This is a genomic window from Roseateles sp. (genome assembly GCF_049240545.1).
GTDB lineage: Bacteria > Pseudomonadota > Gammaproteobacteria > Burkholderiales > Burkholderiaceae_C > Paucibacter_A.
Genome location: NZ_JBMLSK010000213.1, coordinates 74382 through 90720, shown reverse-complemented (window position 1 = coordinate 90720; position 16339 = coordinate 74382). Strand labels below are relative to the sequence as shown.

9 protein-coding genes are annotated in these 16339 nt (G+C 63.6%); 4 read left to right on the top strand and 5 right to left on the bottom strand.

Annotated features, from left to right (window positions below; genetic code table 11):
- Positions 1 to 195 precede the first annotated feature (195 nt).
- From ACOVRJ_RS14070 to ACOVRJ_RS14050, 5 genes are read right to left on the bottom strand one after another with little or no spacing between them, the layout of a single operon-like run.
- Complete coding sequence (locus ACOVRJ_RS14070; protein ID WP_422044475.1) at positions 196 to 2613, bottom strand: glycoside hydrolase family 13 protein; 2418 nt, start codon at positions 2611 to 2613, stop codon at positions 196 to 198.
- A gap of 11 nt (positions 2614 to 2624) precedes the next feature.
- On the bottom strand, positions 2625 to 3515 hold the full coding sequence (gene malG / locus ACOVRJ_RS14065) for a maltose ABC transporter permease MalG (protein WP_422044474.1): 891 nt from the start codon (positions 3513 to 3515) through the stop codon (positions 2625 to 2627).
- A gap of 20 nt (positions 3516 to 3535) precedes the next feature.
- Positions 3536 to 5188, bottom strand: a complete 1653-nt coding sequence (malF, locus tag ACOVRJ_RS14060) for a maltose ABC transporter permease MalF (protein WP_422044473.1) — start codon at positions 5186 to 5188, stop codon at positions 3536 to 3538.
- Between the two features lie 19 nt (positions 5189 to 5207).
- Positions 5208 to 6404 carry a maltose/maltodextrin ABC transporter substrate-binding protein MalE gene (gene malE / locus ACOVRJ_RS14055; protein ID WP_422044472.1) on the bottom strand — a complete coding sequence of 399 codons (1197 nt, stop codon included), beginning with the start codon at positions 6402 to 6404 and terminating at the stop codon, positions 5208 to 5210.
- Entirely contained in the window at positions 6401 to 7504 is a 1104-nt protein-coding gene (locus tag ACOVRJ_RS14050; protein ID WP_422044471.1) for an ABC transporter ATP-binding protein, read from the bottom strand. The genes malE and ACOVRJ_RS14050 overlap by 4 nt, the downstream gene beginning before the upstream one ends.
- Before the next feature lie 359 nt (positions 7505 to 7863).
- Here ACOVRJ_RS14050 and ACOVRJ_RS14045 point away from each other — a divergent pair, with 359 nt between their 5' ends.
- The 4 genes from ACOVRJ_RS14045 to malQ are packed head-to-tail and all read left to right on the top strand — an operon-like array spanning position 7864 to position 16332.
- On the top strand, positions 7864 to 10374 hold the full coding sequence (locus tag ACOVRJ_RS14045) for a glycogen/starch/alpha-glucan phosphorylase (protein ID WP_422044470.1): 2511 nt from the start codon (positions 7864 to 7866) through the stop codon (positions 10372 to 10374).
- 4 nt (positions 10375 to 10378) lie between these two features.
- The gene (gene glgB / locus ACOVRJ_RS14040; RefSeq protein WP_422044469.1) at positions 10379 to 12616 is read left to right on the top strand and encodes a 1,4-alpha-glucan branching protein GlgB; all 2238 of its coding nucleotides are present in this window, start codon (positions 10379 to 10381) and stop codon (positions 12614 to 12616) included.
- A 2-nt stretch (positions 12617 to 12618) separates the two neighbouring features.
- The gene (glgX, locus tag ACOVRJ_RS14035) at positions 12619 to 14766 is read left to right on the top strand and encodes a glycogen debranching protein GlgX (protein WP_422044468.1); all 2148 of its coding nucleotides are present in this window, start codon (positions 12619 to 12621) and stop codon (positions 14764 to 14766) included.
- 18 nt (positions 14767 to 14784) lie between these two features.
- Positions 14785 to 16332 carry a 4-alpha-glucanotransferase gene (gene malQ / locus ACOVRJ_RS14030; RefSeq protein WP_422044467.1) on the top strand — a complete coding sequence of 516 codons (1548 nt, stop codon included), beginning with the start codon at positions 14785 to 14787 and terminating at the stop codon, positions 16330 to 16332.
- Positions 16333 to 16339: the final 7 nt, after the last annotated feature.

Genomic DNA, 16339 nt, shown 5'->3' with positions numbered 1-16339 from the left:
CGCTGCGCGCGCCTGACCCGCTTCGCTGCGCCCTCGGCCGCGCACAAATCGCCCGGCGGCGGGCCGAGCCAACTTCGGAAAGGGCGGCAGGGACGAGGGCATGGGGCACGCCGTTCGCGATGCAAGCGCACTGCGGCTCGGGTTGCAGTGCCTCCCGCAGCAGAACGAGCGTCTGCGCCTCAGGCGCCGGTGGCCTCAGTCACTCACCCAGACACGCCCGGCCAACGGGGCCATTTGCAGCGATACATGACCTTGGCGGTCGACTCTGAGGCGCTCGCCGCTGATGGCGTCTTTCCAGCGCAATCCGCGCAGTTGGGCGGGTAGCTTGAGCTTGTGGCTGCGGGCATCTGTTCCGTTGTAGAGAGCGGTGAGGGCCGCGCGCTTGCCGCTCTGCCGCGCCAGGACGATCAGTTCCGCGTCCAGATGCAGCGGGGCTGAGAGGCTGCCGTGGCGCAGCACCGGGTGCGCATGGCGCATGGCAACCAAGGCCTGTGTGTCTGCGAGCAGGGCCAGATCCGGCTGTCCACCCAGGTCCGCCCAGGGGTAGGGTGCGCGGTTGTAGGGGTCCTCGCCGCCGGCCACGCCCACCTCGTCGCCGTAGTAAATGGACGGCCCACCGGGGAAGACCATTTGAAAGAAAACGGCCAGGCGCAAGCGGCGTTTGGCCAGTTGCAATGCCGCTGTGTCGCCTTCATCTTGGTAGCCCAGTGCATGCAGCGCGCGCGCCTGGTCATGCGAGGACAGCAGATTCATCAGCGCGTAAAAGGCTTGCGGCGGATAGGCCTCGCGCATCAGCTCGATATTGGGGTAGAGCTTGCGGGCGTCGCCACCGGCGGCAAAGTCCAGCACCGTGTTGCGGAAGATGTAATTCATGGTCGAGTCAAAGCTGTCGCCCAGGAAGTACTTGCTGGCGTCAAACCAGGTCTCGGCAATCGTCAGTGCGTCGGGTTTGTGGGCCTTGATGGCGGCGCGCCACTCGCCCCAGAAGGCGTCCGGCACCCAGGGCGCCACATCCATGCGCCAACCGGCGGCACCGCGGTCCAACCAGAGCTTCATCACCGAGTCCGGCGCGCCATAGGCAAAGTGGCGAAAGGACGGTGAGCTCTTGTCGATCTCGGGCAGATCCTTGACGCCCACCCAGCCTTGGTACTGGTCCTCAGGCTTGGTTTGGCTGGGGTCGAGCTTGAACCAACTGGCATAGGCCGATGCGGGGTTCAGTTGCCCGTCGTCAAAAGCGCCGCCGGCCGGGTAGTTGCCAAAGCGGTTGAAGTAGGGTGAGTCGCTGCCCACATGGTTCAGCGAGGTGTCGGGAATGACGCGGATGCCGCGCTTGGCGGCCTCTTGGCTCAGGCGGACAAAGTCTTCATTGCGGCCAAAAGCGGGGTCGACTTCTCTGTAGTCGGCGGTGTCGTATTTGTGATTGCTGGCGGCGCGGAAGACCGGCGTCATGTAAATCGTGTTGGCGCCGAGCTGCTGGATGTAGTCGAGTTTGTCGATGATGCCGGCCAGATCGCCGCCGTAGAAATCGTTGTTGTAGACCTCGTCCGAGCCGTCGGCGCTGCCCGGCTTCCAGGGCTTGTCCAGCCAGTTGCGATGGAACTCGACATCGTGGTTTTGGTAGCGGTCGCGGCCCGGGCGTGGGTCATTGTCCGGGTCGCCATTGCGAAAGCGATCGGGGAAGATGGCGTAGTAGACCGCGTCCTTGGCCCAGGCTGGCACCTTGAAGTCTTTGGCGTAGACGGTTTGGCGGTAGCGGCGGATCTTTTTGTCGGACTGGGCTGGCGCGGGCATGGGGTCGATTTCGCTCGGACCCATGCTGCCTTTTTCCCGCGTCCAGAACACCGCATCGCGGTTGTTGTGCAGCACAAAGCTCTGGCCCTTGATCTGCAGCTCGAAGTGATAACCGTAGATGGCGGGCGAGTCAAAGCGGTGGCTGGCGCTCCAGCGCTCCAGCTTGCCTTGCTTGGACTTGACCATGGGCAGGCGCTTCAACTCGGTGTAGCTCAGCACTTCTTGGTTGCCTTCCAGCCGGCGCTTGGCGATCACCAGCGTGGCTTTCTCAACGCCAGGCTGGGCGCTGAAAGCGTAGTGCACCGGCGTGTTGGGCGTGATGGCGCCAAAGGGCGACTTGTCGGCCAGCCTCCTGGAGTCGAAACGCGCACTCAAGGCGACCGGCTCGCTCACCGTTGGCGCTGCGACCCGCGTGAGGATCTCCCCCGCGTAGGGCTTGACGCTGAGTTGAGCGGGCCCTGCGTCAGGAAAGCTCAGCAGCACTTGCACCCCACCACCAAAGCGTTCGCTCAAGGCGCCGCCTTTCAAGGTTAAGGCGCTGGCCGTGCCGCCGAAGTCGGCATCGGGTGACCAGTCTTCATCGGCGATCTTGAAGCTCTGCTCGCCGCTGATCTTGGTGACCAGCTCATAACGGTTGCACACATAGACAAAGCGGTGCTCGTCCGTGGTGCTCCAGTTGTTGAAGGTGCCGCGCAAGAACAAGTCGCGCTCGCCGAGCGGGCTGGGTTTGCATTTGGCTTCTTCGGCGTGGGCCAGGCTCAGGGCGGCGAGCGTCAAGGCTGCGAGCAGCCAAGCCGGCCAACGCTCAAGGGAGTCGGTCATCTGCATTTCCATCAGCCCTTCACACCGCCGGCCGTCAGGCCTGAGACGATCCAACGCTGCGCCAGCAAGAAGACCAGGGTGATGGGCAGGCCGGAGAGCACCGCCGCAGCGGCAAAGTCGCCCCACAAAAAGCGCTGGTCGTGCAAGAAGTATTTGGAGCCCACGGCCAGGGTCAGATTGCCTTCCTCGCGCAGCAGCACCGAGGCCACCGGGTACTCGATGATGGTGCCGATAAAGGCCAGCACAAACACCACCATCAGAATCGGCACCGCCATCGGCAGCAGCACCCGGCGGAAGGCCTGCCAATGGCTGGCGCCATCGACTTTGGCGCATTCCTCGATCTCGACCGGAATGGTTTCAAAGTAGCCCTTGATGGTCCAGATATGCGTGGCCACGCCGCCCAAGTACGCCAGCACCAGGCCGCCATGCGTCTCGATGCCGAGTGCCGGGATGAAGTTGCCAATCGTCTCGAAGATGGCGTAGATGGCCACCAAGGCCAGCACCGGCGGGAACATTTGCAGCAGCAACATGCTGTTGAGAATGGGCGCCTTGAAGCGGAACCTCAGGCGCGCAAAGCCGTAGGCCGCGGTGGTGGAAATCGCCACGATCAAGAAGGCCGAAATGGTTGCGACCTTGATCGAGTTCCACAGCCAGGTCAGCACCGGGAAGGGCGGCTGCACCAAGCTGCCATCGGCCGCTTGGTAAGGGATGCCCAAGGCCAGTTGCCAATGCTCCAGGCTGATTTGCGTGGGAATGATGCTGCCGGTGGCGAAGTTGCCGGGCCGCAGCGAGATGCTGACGATGGCCAGCAGCGGGAACAGCGTCAGCGCCAGAAACACCCACATCAGCGCATGCGCCGCCCAGATTCGCCAACGTGCTTGTTTGCCTCGAACGATTGCCATGGTGTTCTCTCGTTCCTCAATCAGTTGGACTGTGCTTTTTTCATCAAGCGTAGATTGATCAGCGACATGGCCGCGACCAGGAAGAAGATCAGCGTCGAGATCGCCGCTGCAAGACCAAAGTCCGAGCCCGAATCCTTGAAGGCGATGCGGTAGGTGTAAGACACCAGGATGTCGGTCTGGCCGGCGGGAATCTTGGTGCTCAGGTAGTCGGGCCGGCCATCGGTCAGCAGCGCGATCAAGACAAAGTTATTGAAGTTGAAGGCGAAGGCGCTGACCAAGAGCGGCGCCAGCGGCTTGATGATCAAGGGCGCGGTGATCTTGAAGAAATTGGTCAGCGGCCCGGCGCCGGCAATCGCCGAGGCCTCGTACAAGTCCGATGGAATCGACTTCAAAAGGCCGGCGCACAAAATCATGATGTAGGGGTAGCCCAGCCAAACGTTGACGATCAGCAGCATCACCTTGGCCAGCAGCGGGTCGGCAAACCAAGCGGGCTTGACGCCAAAGAGCGCATCCAAAATGGCATTGATCTCGCCGAAGTTCTGGTTGAACAGACCCTTGAAGACCAGGATGGAAATAAAGCCCGGCACTGCATAAGGCAAGAACAAGAGCGTGCGGTAGGTGGTGCGGAACTTCAGGTCCTCCCAGTTCAGCATCACCGCCAGCAGCATGCCTACCGCAGTGGCAATCGCCACCGTCAAGGCCGAGAACATCATCGTCCAGCTGAAGATCGAGAGGAAGGGGCCGCGGAACTCGGCGTCCATCACCATGCGGCGGTAGTTCTCCCAGCCCACCGTGACCTTGAAGCCGGGCTGTTGCACCTCGCCGGCGGCGCTCTCGAAGTAGCCGGTTTTCAGATTGGGGCTGAAGACGGTTTGATCACTCAAGCGCGTCAGGCTGCCATCGGCTTGGGCCTGCCAATGGCGGGTGATCGGCCCGAACTCACGCAGGCCCAGATAGCGCAGCTCGCGCTCGGCGGCGCTGCGGCCTTCTTCGGGCGGCAGTTGCAGCTTCAGCCGCATCAAGGCCTCGCGGTGCTGGATCAAGTCGCGCAAGGAGAGGGCGCTTTGCAGCGGGGCGGCAAAGCTTTGATTGGGCGATTGATTGGCCTGCGTGGCACTGAGCATCTCCACGGGGAGTTCGGCCTTGGAGGGCTTCAGGGCCAGTGGCGGCGAGATCCAGCTGGGGGCGCCGTCCTCGTTGCGCAGCACCAGGCGGAACTCGGGGCCATCGGCATGCAAGGTAAAGGGCTGGATCTGCGCTTGCACCGCTTCATGCTGGTCCAGCAAATACTCGCGCACCCGCTCTTGGCTCAGCAAATGCGCCGAGGAGTAGTTGGTGAAGCCAATCTGCGCGGTGTAGATCAGCGGAAAGGCGATGAAGACCAACATGCCCGCAATGCCGGGGAAGAGGTAGCGGTAGGCAAAACCGGCGTTGCTGACATAAACGTAGAACGCAGCGGACAGCAAGGCCAGCACGCCCATGGCCCAGGCGGCTTGGCCGGCGGCATAGATCATGAAGACCAGATAGAGCGAGGCCAGCATGGCCAGGCCGGTCAGGGGCCAGCGCAGCTGCCGTGCGATGCGCTCCAGCGGCGTGGCGGGCAGCTTGCTGTAGGCGCTCAATGCGCCCAAGGACGCTGAGGAACCCAAAGAGGGTGAATGGCTTGCACTCATGAGTTTGGCTTCTTCATCATCACTTGTTCAGCAGCATGCGGGCGGCGGCGCCGTCCAGTGCGTCTTTGGGGCTTTGCAAGCCGTTGGTGATGGCCTCCAGGGCCGCGTCCATGGCGGTCCAGAAACGCCCCACCTCGGGGATGTTGGGGATGGCTTCGCCCAGGCGCGCGTTCTCCATGCTGGCGCGGATCAGGGGGTTGACCGACAACTCGGCGTAGAAGGCCTTGTTGGCGGGCACGCCGATGGGCACATCGGCGTCCAGCACCTTCAAGGCCTCGGGTCGCATCAAATGGTTCTCGATGAACTCGCGGGCGATGTCTTTTTGCTGGCTGGGGGCGGCGATCATGCAGCCGAGCACGCCGACAAAAGGCTTGGAGGGCTTGCCCGCGACCACGGCCGGAATCGGCGCCACGCCGAAGTCGATCTTGGCCTTTTTGGCGTTCTCCCAAGCCCAGGGGCCGGAGATCATCATCGCCACCTCGCCTTTGGCGAAGCCGCTTTCCATCTCGGCGTAGCGGGCGCCCTTGGGCATATGGCCGCCTTGCAAAAGCCGCGCAATCATCTCGGCGCCGGCCAGAGCGCCGGCATTGTTGACGCCCACCTGGCCGGCATCAAACTCGCCCTTGGCATCGCGACCAAAGATCTGCCCGCCCGCGCCGGCCAAGAGCGACCAGCTGAAAAAGCTCTTGTTGTAGTCCCACAAAACCGCGTGCTTGCGGCCGCCGGATTCGGCTTGCAGCTTCTTGTCCAGGGCGATCAACTCTTCAAAGCTGGCCGGGGGCTTGGGCACCAGGGCTTTGTTGTAAATCAGGCCGGTGGTTTCGATGGCGATGGGGTAGCCCCAGAGCTTGCCCTGGTAGGCAAAGGCCTTCCAGGCTGTTTCTTCCACTTCGGCATAGAGCTTTTTGCTGGGGCGCAAGGGCGTTAGCAGGCCGGACTTGGCCCATTCGCCGACGCGGTCATGCGGCCAGCAAAAAATGTCGGGGCCTTTGCCGGCGCCGGCGGCTTGTTGGAACTTGTCGGTGGCGTCTACCGGGTGCTCGACCACCACCTTGACGCCGGAGGCTTGCTCAAAGGCATTGCCGACTTTTTGCAAGCCGTTGTAGGCCTTGTCGCCATTGATCCAGACCAGCAACTTGTGCGGTGTGGCGGCGTGCGCTGCCCAACTGGCGCCCAGGCTCAGCAGCAGCGCCGCTCCAAGTTGCGTGGGCCTCATGCCGGCACCCCGGCCAGGCGGGTGAAGGCCAGGCCCGCCGCATCGAACACATAGCAGGCCTCGGGCGGCATGCTCAGGCGAATGTCTTGGCCGGCCTTGATGCGGGTGCGGCCGTCGAACTCGCAGGTGAGCGCATCTTCCACGCCGGGGTAGGCGCAGTAAGCATGGGTGGCGCTGCCCAGCGACTCGACAAAAGTCACCGTGCACTGAATCGGGTTGATCTCGCCGCCGACCACAAAATGCTCAGGCCGCAGGCCCAAAGTGACTTTGTCTCCGGGCTTGCCGCGCGCGGCGTTGACGGCGGCGCGCACCACCGCGCCGCTGGCCAGGCGCAGGCTGGCGCCTTCGGCGCTGGCTTCGACCAACTCGGCCTGCAAGAAGTTCATCTTGGGCGAGCCGATGAAGCCGGCCACAAACAGATTGATCGGGTGCTCGTACAGCTCCAGGGGCGTACCGACCTGCTCGATCTTGCCGGCCGACAAGACCACAATGCGGTCCGCCAGCGTCATCGCCTCCACCTGGTCGTGGGTGACGTAGACCATGGTGGTCTTCAAGTCTTCATGCAGCTTCGCGAACTCATAGCGCATGCGCACCCGCAGCGCGGCGTCCAGATTGGAGAGCGGCTCGTCGAACAAAAACACCTCGGGCTTGCGCACGATGGCGCGGCCAATCGCCACGCGCTGGCGTTGGCCGCCGGACAGGTCTTTGGGCTTGCGGTCCAGCAGATGTTCGATGTGCAAGATCTTGGCCGCGCTCTTCACGGCGGCGTCGATCTCGGCCGGCGGCACCTTGGCCAGCTTCAGGCCGAAGGCCATGTTGTCGTACAGATTCATATGCGGGTAGAGCGCATAACTCTGAAACACCATGGCAATGCCGCGCTCGGCCGGCGGCACTTCATTGACCAGGCGGCCGCCGATGCGCAGCTCGCCGCCGGTGATTTCTTCCAGGCCGGCAATGGTGCGCAAGAGGGTGGACTTGCCACAGCCCGAGGGGCCGACAAAGACCATGAACTCGCCGTCGCGGATTTCAAGGTCGATCCCATGCAGGATCTTGACGTCGCCATAAGCCTTGGCCACGCCGCTCAGCTGAACATCTGCCACATCGGTCTCCGTGCGAAGGCGCTGCTTGCCGCGACTTCGTCTGTTTGTTTGTGTGCTGGTGATTCTGGGTGCAGCGCTGTCGACCCTGGGTGGGCTTTGGCGCCATATTTGTAGGCAATATACCGTTGAAAATGTAGTTCAACAACAGCATTAACACCCAAGTTGTGGCTTGAAAAGCCCAAAAGACATGGGTGAATCAAAAATTCAGGGCTTTCCATATGTAGTCAAACTACACAAATTGCAAAGACTGGGCGATACTTTGCATCAAGCGACAGACGATGCGTCGCAAGCAGACCCATTTGGCCTTTTGCGGCCACCCGACCATGTTCAATGTCTTTGCAAAAAAACCAGCCACGGCCATGAATCAAGCTCCTCGCTCCGCTCCGGATTCTTCAGCCTCCCATCAAGCCCTGGTGGCGCAGTTTGAGTCGGCCTACCAGCGCGAGCTGGCGCAAGCGGCGCAGCCGCAGGCCGGCGCATCCGCTGCGTTGGCCTTGCGTGCAGCGGCCACGGCCGCGCGCTCGCTGCTGGCCGAGCGTTGGGCGCAAACCCAGGCCGAAGATGCGGCCCGTGGCAGCGCGCATCCGGTGCGGCGGGTGCACTATCTGTCGATGGAGTTCTTGATGGGCCGGGCTCTTTCTAACGCCTTGGCGGCGCTGGGCCTGGAAGCCGACTTGAGCCGCGTCTTGTCGGCTCAAGGCCAAAGCCTCGGCCAGGTGCTGGAGCGCGAGCCCGATGCGGCGCTGGGCAATGGCGGCTTGGGCCGCTTGGCTGCTTGCTTCTTGGATTCATTCGCGGAACTGGGTCTGCCGTCCTTTGGCTACGGCCTGCGTTACCAGTACGGCATGTTTGCCCAGGCGATTCAAGACGGCCGCCAGGTGGAGGCGCCCGACGACTGGATGCGCCATGGCGCGCCTTGGGAGGTGCCGCGCGCTGAGGTGCGCTACAGCGTCGGCTTCGGTGGCCGGGTGCAGGTGGACGAGGGGGGCCAGCGCCGCTGGTTGCCCAGCGAAATGTTGGAAGCCCAGGCCTATGACTTCATCGTGCCAGCGCATCACAGCCAGCGGGTCTCGACCCTGCGCCAATGGCATGCCAGCGCGGCCCAGCCGATTGATTTCAAGGCCTTCTGCCAAGGCGACTATGCCGCCGCAGCCCGCCACCGCGTTACTGCCGATGCCTTGAATTGGGTTTTGTACCCCGACGACAGCAGCGAAGCCGGCCGCGAGTTGCGCCTGAAGCAAGAGGCCTTCTTGGTCAGCGCATCCTTGCAAGACGTGATTGCGCGCCATCTGCGCGAGGCCGGCAGCCTGCAAGGCCTGGGCTTGGCCAATGCCATTCATTTGAACGACACCCACCCGGCGCTGGCGCCGGCTGAGCTGATGCGTCTCTTGATGGATGAGCAGGGCTTGGGCTGGGATGATGCCTGGACCATCACCCGTCAGGCGGTGTCCTACACCAATCACACCTTGATGCCCGAGGCGCTGGAGACTTGGCCGGTGCGCATGTTCGAAGCCTTGCTGCCGCGTCACTTGGAAATCATTTACGAGATCAACAGCCGCTTCCTGGCCGAGGTTCGCGTCAAGTTCCCCGGCGACGATGGGCTGCTGTCGCGTGTGTCTTTGATCGATGAGGGGCAGCAATATGGAGGCGAGCGCCGCGTGCGCATGGCGGCCTTGTCCATCGTGGCTTCGCACCGCGTCAACGGCGTGGCCGCGCTGCACTCCGAGCTGATGGTGCAAACCATTTTTGCTGACTACGCCGCCATCTTCCCGGACCGTTTCCATAACGTCACCAATGGTGTGACGCCGCGTCGCTGGTTGGCCCAGGCGAACCCGCAGCTGGCCAGCCTCTTGGATGCACGCATCGGCCAGGGCTGGCGCCAGGATTTGGCGGAGCTGCGTCAGCTGACGCCGGCGGCGTCGGACGCCGCCTTCCAGCAGCAATTCAAGGCTGTCAAGCGCGCCAACAAGCAGCGACTGGCGGACTTGATCCGCCGTGAGCTGGGCATTCAGGTGAATGTGGACAGTCTCTTCGATGTGCAAATCAAGCGCATCCACGAGTACAAGCGCCAGCTGCTCAATATCTTGCATGTGGTGGCGCGCTACCAGGCCATTGTTGCCAATCCGGATGGCGTGGACGGCAAGCCCTGGGTGCCGCGCACCGTCATCATCGCGGGCAAGGCGGCCTCGGCCTATGTCACCGCCAAGTCCATCATTCAGCTGGCTCATGATGTGGCGCGCGTGGTCAACAGCGACCCGCGTGTGGGCGACAAGCTCAAGCTGGTCTATCTGCCGAACTACGGCGTCTCGCTGGCCGAGGTGATCATTCCTGCGGCTGATTTGTCGGAGCAGATTTCCACCGCCGGCACCGAGGCCTCCGGCACCGGCAATATGAAGTTCGCGCTGAACGGCGCGCTGACCATCGGCACTTGGGACGGCGCCAATATCGAGATGGCCCAGGCCATGGGCGTGGAGAATATGTTTGTCTTCGGCCTGCGCACCGAAGCGGTGGCGCGGGTCTTGGCCTTGGGCTACGACCCGCGCCTGTATGTGGAGCAAAACGCGCAGCTGCAGCGCGTCATCCAGAGCATTGCCAACGGCGAGTTCTCATCCGGTGATGCGCAGCGTTATCGCGCGCTGACCGAGATGCTTTTGAATCGCGACGTCTACCTGCTGATGGCCGACTTTGCCGCCTATGTGGACAAGCAGGCCGAGGTGGACGCGCTCTATCGCCAGCCGGAGGCTTGGCTGCAGCGTGCGGTCTTGAATGTGGCCGGCATGGGCGACTTCTCCAGCGACCGCACCATCGCCGAGTATGTGGAGCGGGTCTGGTCCGTGAAGAGCTTGGGCCTGAATCAGCCGCGCGCCTGAACCCATGTTGAGCCCGGCCGAAGTCGATGCGCTGTTGGCGGCGCGGCACGCAGATCCCTTCTCGGTCTTGGGTCTGCATGCCGATGCGTCTGGCCGTTTGTGGCTGCGCGCCTTCTTGCCGGGTGCCTTGTCGGTCGAGGTGATCGACGCCACCAGCGGCAAGCCGGTCGCGGCCTTGAAGCTTCGTCATGCCGAAGGCTTGTTCGAAGCGCCCATGGGGCGCCGTCGCAAGCGTTTTGACTATCGACTGGCGGTGCGCTGGTCGGCCGATCATGCGGAGCAGATCCTTGCAGACGCCTATGCCTTCGGCCCGCAATTGGCAGAGCTGGATCTGCATCTCTTTGCTCAAGGCCAGCATCCGCGCCCCTTCGAGCTGCTGGGCGCGCATCCGCTGACGCAGACCGATGCCGGCGGTGAGGTGGCCGGTGTGCGCTTTGCTGTTTGGGCGCCGCATGCGCAGCGGGTCAGCGTGGTTGGTCGCTTCAATGCCTGGGACGGCCGCCGCCACCCGATGCGCAAGCGCCATGAGGCGGGTGTGTGGGAGATCTTTGTGCCGCAGGCGGCCGTGGGCGATCTCTACAAGTTCGAGTTGCTAGGCCCGGCGGGTGAACTCTTGCCGCTGAAGGCCGACCCCTATGCCCGCGCCGCCCAGCTGCGACCCGAGACGGCCAGCATCGTGGCTGCGCCCTTGAATCCCCCACAGCGCCTGCCGGCCGAGCGCGCGCAGGCGAACGCGCGCCGGGCGCCGGTGTCCATTTACGAGGTGCATGCCGCCTCCTGGCGGCGCGGCGCCGCGCAGTTCCCGACATGGGATGAACTCGCGGCCGAGCTGCCTGCCTATGCGGCGGACCTGGGCTTTACCCATGTGCAGCTGATGCCCATCAGCGAGCATCCTTTTGATGGCTCCTGGGGCTATCAAACCCTGGGCTTGTTTGCGCCGAGTGCGCGCTTCGGCCCGCCCGAGGGCTTTGCGCGTTTTGTGCAGGCCTGCCATCAGCGCGGCTTGGGCCTGCTGCTGGACTGGGTGCCGGCGCATTTCCCCAGCGACGCCCATGGCCTGGCACGCTTTGACGGCACGCCGCTGTTTGAACACGCCGATCCGCGCGAGGGCTTTCATCGCGACTGGAACACGCTGATCTACAACTTTGCCCAGCCGCAGGTGCGGCAGCTCCTGGCGGGCAATGCCCTCTACTGGGCCGAGCGCTGGGGCGTGGACGGGCTGCGGGTCGATGCGGTGGCCTCGATGCTGTACCGCGACTATTCGCGCCCGGCCGGGGAGTGGCTGCCGAATGTGCATGGCGGCAATCACAACCTGGAGGCCATCTCGCTGATGCAGCGCATCAATGAGCAGCTCGGCCTGGATGCGCCGGGCGCCATCACTGTGGCGGAGGAGTCGACCAGCTTCCCCGGCGTGTCGGCGCCGACCTCGGCGGGCGGCCTGGGCTTTCATTACAAATGGAATATGGGCTGGATGAACGACACCCTGCGCTATATGCAGGAGGACCCGATTCATCGGCGCTGGCATCATGACAAGATGACGTTTGGCCTGGTCTATGCCTTCAGCGAGAACTTTGTGCTGCCGATCTCGCACGACGAGGTGGTGCATGGCAAGGGCTCTATGCTGGGCAAGATGCGCGGCCCGGCGGACGACGCCAGCCAGTGGCAGCAGTTTGCAAGTTTGCGCGCCTACTACGGCTTTATGTGGGGCCACCCCGGCAAGAAGCTGCTGTTCATGGGCCAGGAGTTCGCGCAGAGCAGCGAATGGAATCACGACGCCGAGCTGCCCTGGGCCTTGCTGGACGACCCGCGCCACGCCGGCGTGCAGCGCCTGATTCGAGACCTCAACCAGCTCTACCGCGCGCAGCCGGCCTTGCATCGGCTCGACTGCGAGGCTGCTGGCTTTGAATGGCTGGAAGCCAGCGACGCCGAGCAATCGGTGTTGGCCTGGTTGCGCAAGGATGAACAACACGGAGAAGATTCCGCGGCGCCGGTGCTGGTGGTTTGCAACTTCACGCCGGTGCCGCGTATCGGCTACCGCCTGGGTGTGCCTCTGACGCCGGGCCAGGGCTGGAAAGAAGTTTTGAACACCGACTCCGCCCACTATGGCGGCAGCAATCTGGGCAATCTGGATCAGGTCTTGCGGCCCGAATCGGTGGCCGCGCAGGGTCATGCTCAGTCCATCAGCCTGAATCTGCCGCCGCTTGCTTGTCTCTTCTTGATGCCTACTGCTTTGAATCTCTGACCATGCCCACCGATTCACTTTTGCCTGCTTCACTGGCGCCGGGTCGCCATGAACCCTTAGGCGCCACGCCGCGCGACGGCGGCGTGAACTTCGCCGTCTTCTCCGAATCGGCCACCGCCATCGACTTGTGCATTTTTGATGGCTCGGGCCAGCGCGAGCTGCGCCGCTATGCCTTGCAGGGGCCGGATGACGGGGTCTTCCACGGCTTTCTACCCGGCTTGGGTGCGGGCCTGGTTTACGGTCTGCGTGCCCATGGGCCGTACAGCCCCGAGCATGGACATCGCTTCAATGCCCACAAGCTCTTGCTCGACCCCTATGCCCGCGAGATCGTCGGCCACTTCGCCTGGGCGCCCGAGCAACATGGCTATGAGCTGGGCCATCCGGATGGGCCGCGCTCTTTCGACACCCGCGACAACGCCTTGCAAGCGCTGAAGGCGAGGGTGGCGCAAGCCTTGCCCGCCGACAGCAGCCCGCGCTTGAATGCGCCGCGTCATGCCACCGCTGATTTGGTGCTTTACGAAGTGCATGTGAAGGGCTTTTCTCAAGCCTTGCCGGCGGTGCCCGAGGCGCTGCGCGGCAGCTACGCTGGCCTCGCGCATCCGGCCTCGGTGGCGCATTTCAAGGCCTTGGGCGTGACGACCTTGTCTTTGCTGCCGGTGCACTTTCATATCGACGAGCCGCATCTGGCCGATCTGGGCAAGCCGAATTACTGGGGTTACAACACGCTGGGATTTTTCAGCCCGGACCCGCGTTTGGCGCAGCGCGCGCACCGCGAAGATCCGGCGGCCGTGCGCGAGGAGTTCCGCGCCATGGTGCGCGAGCTGCATGCCCAAGGCCTGGAGGTGGTGCTGGATGTGGTCTACAACCACACGCCCGAGGGCAATGAGTTTGGCCCCACGCTGAGCTTCAGGGGCCTGGACAACCGCAGCTACTACCGTTTGGTGTCTGACGATAAAAGCCGTTATGAAAACGTCAGCGCTTGCGGCAACACCTTGAACTGCGCGAATCCGCGCGTGGCCCAACTGGTGCTGGACTCGCTGCGTTACTGGGTCAGCGAGATGGGCGTGGACGGCTTCCGCTTCGATCTGGCGCCGGTGCTGGGGCGCACGCACCATGGCTTTGACCCGCAGGCCGCTTTCTTCACCGCTTTGCGCCAAGACCCAGTCTTGGCCCAGGTGCATTTGATCTCCGAGCCCTGGGACGCCGGCCATGAGGGCTACCAAGTCGGCCGCTTCCCTGGGCGCTTTTTGGATTGGAACGACAAGTTCCGCGACGCGGTGCGCTGCTATTGGCTGCGCTCGCATCAGCCCAGCGTCAGCCGCGGCGAGTTGGCGCGGCGCTTCATGGCCTCCAGCGACTTGTTCCACCATGGCTCGCGTCGGCCCACCGCTTCGGTGAACTTTGTCTCTGTGCATGACGGTTATGTGCTGGCCGATGTGGTGAGCTATTCCACCAAGCACAACCATGCCAATGGCGAGAACAACCGCGACGGCCGCGACGGCGAACTCTGCGCCAACTTCGGCCATGAGGGTCCGAGTGAAGACGCCGCCATTCGCGCCACCCGCCTGCGGGTGCGCCGCGCCATGCTGGCCACCTTGGCTCTGGCCCAGGGTACGCCCATGCTCTGCGCCGGTGACGAGATCGGCAACAGCCAAGGCGGCAATAACAATGCCTACTGCCAAGACAATGCCATCACCTGGCTGGACTGGGCGCAGGCTGAAAGCGACACTCAAGCCTTTGTCGCCTCGCTGCTGGCGCTGCGCCGCGCCGAGCCCTTGCTGCGACATGAGCAGTGGTTTGCCGCTGCTTCTGCAGACGCGGCGCAGGCCTCGGCGCCCAGCTTGCGCTGGTTCTCGCCGCGCGGTGCGGAAATGCAGCAGCATGACTGGTTTGATGCCTCGCAGTCGGCCTTTGCTGCGGTATTTTTTGAAGTGCGCAAGCCCGCAGAGGCGGCCGCTGCGCCGCGACTGATGGTCTTGTTCAACCCCGAGCCCGAGGCTCAGGCTTTTTCATTTAGCCTGGGGGCTTGGCGCCTGGTTTTAGACAGCAGTGGCGACTTGCTGCCTGATCCGACGGTTCAGTCTGATTCACCCGTAGTCACCCACCTGAATGTTCCCGCGCGCAGCCTCTTGGTGCTGCGCCATGTTTGAGAAGAAAGCTCTGAGACGATGAACCTCAATCAACGCTCCGCCGGTGTGCTCTTGCACATCACTTCGCTGCCTGGCCCGCATGGCATGGGTGATTTCGGGCCCGAGGCCTTTCACTTTGTCGATTGGCTGGCCTCGGCCGGCCAAAAGATCTGGCAATTGCTGCCGACCACGCCCATCGGCCCCGGCGACAGCCCTTACCAAGGCGTCTCGGCTTTTGCGGGCAGCCAGTGGATGGTGGCCCTGGAGCCGCTGGTCGCCAAGGGTTGGCTGGCCGCGCCGAGCGCCGCTGACTTGGCTGGCTTTGACGCCAAGCAGGTGAACTACGGCCAGGTCTTGCCTTGGCGGGAAAAGCAGCTGCGCGCAGCGGCGGCAGGCTTCTTCGCCAAAGCCAGCGTGGCCGATCAAGAGGCTTTTGCCGCCTGGTGCGCGGAGCAGGCCAGCTGGCTGGATGACTATGCCTTGTTCATGGCCATCCGCTCGCCGCTGGGCGGCCAAGCTTGGTGGACTTGGGCGCCAGCCTTGGCTCGACGTGAGCCCGCAGCCTTGGCGCAAGCGCGAGTGACGCATGCCGAGGAATATCGCTTCTGGCAGTTTGTGCAGTGGCAGTTCGATGTGCAAAGCGCGGCCCTGAAGGCTTACGCCAACAGCAAGGGCGTGGCGCTGATGGGCGACTTGCCGATCTTCGTGGCGCATGACAGCGCGGATTGCTGGAGCCGGCCGGACCTGTATGAGCTTGACGATCAGTTCCAGACCGCGGTGGTCGCCGGCGTGCCGCCGGATGCGATGTCGGTGGCCGGCCAGCGCTGGGGTAACCCCTTGTACAACTGGGCCCGTATGGCGGATGAGAACTACGCCTGGTGGACGGCTCGGGTCAAGCGCGCCTTGAGCCAGGCCGATGTGTTTCGCATCGATCATTTCCGCGGCTTTGCCGGCTACTTTGAGATCCCCGGCAGCAGCCCGGATGCACGCCAGGGCCAATGGCGCACCGGCCCCGGCAAGGCCTTGTTTGACGCGATTGAAAAGGCCCTGGGTCAGCTGCCCATCGTGGCCGAAGACCTGGGTTTCATTACCGAAGATGTGCATGCGCTGCGTGATGGCTGCGGCTTCCCGGGCATGAAGATTTTGCAGTTCGCCTTCGGCGTGGACGGCGCGCAAGTGGCGCAGGGTGCGGTGGCCGACCATGAGTTCCTGCCGCATATGTGGCCGCGCAACTGCGTGGCCTACACCGGCACCCATGACAACGACACGGTGCGCGGCTGGTGGGACAGCGCCTCGCCGCAAGAGCGCTCGTTCGCGGGCTCTTACTTGGCTTGCGGCGCGCACGATGTGCACTGGGCCATGATCCGTGCTTGCTGCAACTCGGTGGCGAATATGGCGGTGTTCCCGCTGCAAGACGTCTTGGGCCTGGGCAGCGCTCACCGCATGAATGTGCCGGGGGTGTTGGGCGGCAACTGGGGCTGGCGCTTCAGCTGGGACATGGTGGGTGCAGAACCGACTCGGGTGCTGGCTTTGATCACCGCTGCGAGCGGGAGAGCCCCAATGGCGATGATGCAATTGCCGCGCTGATAATCCG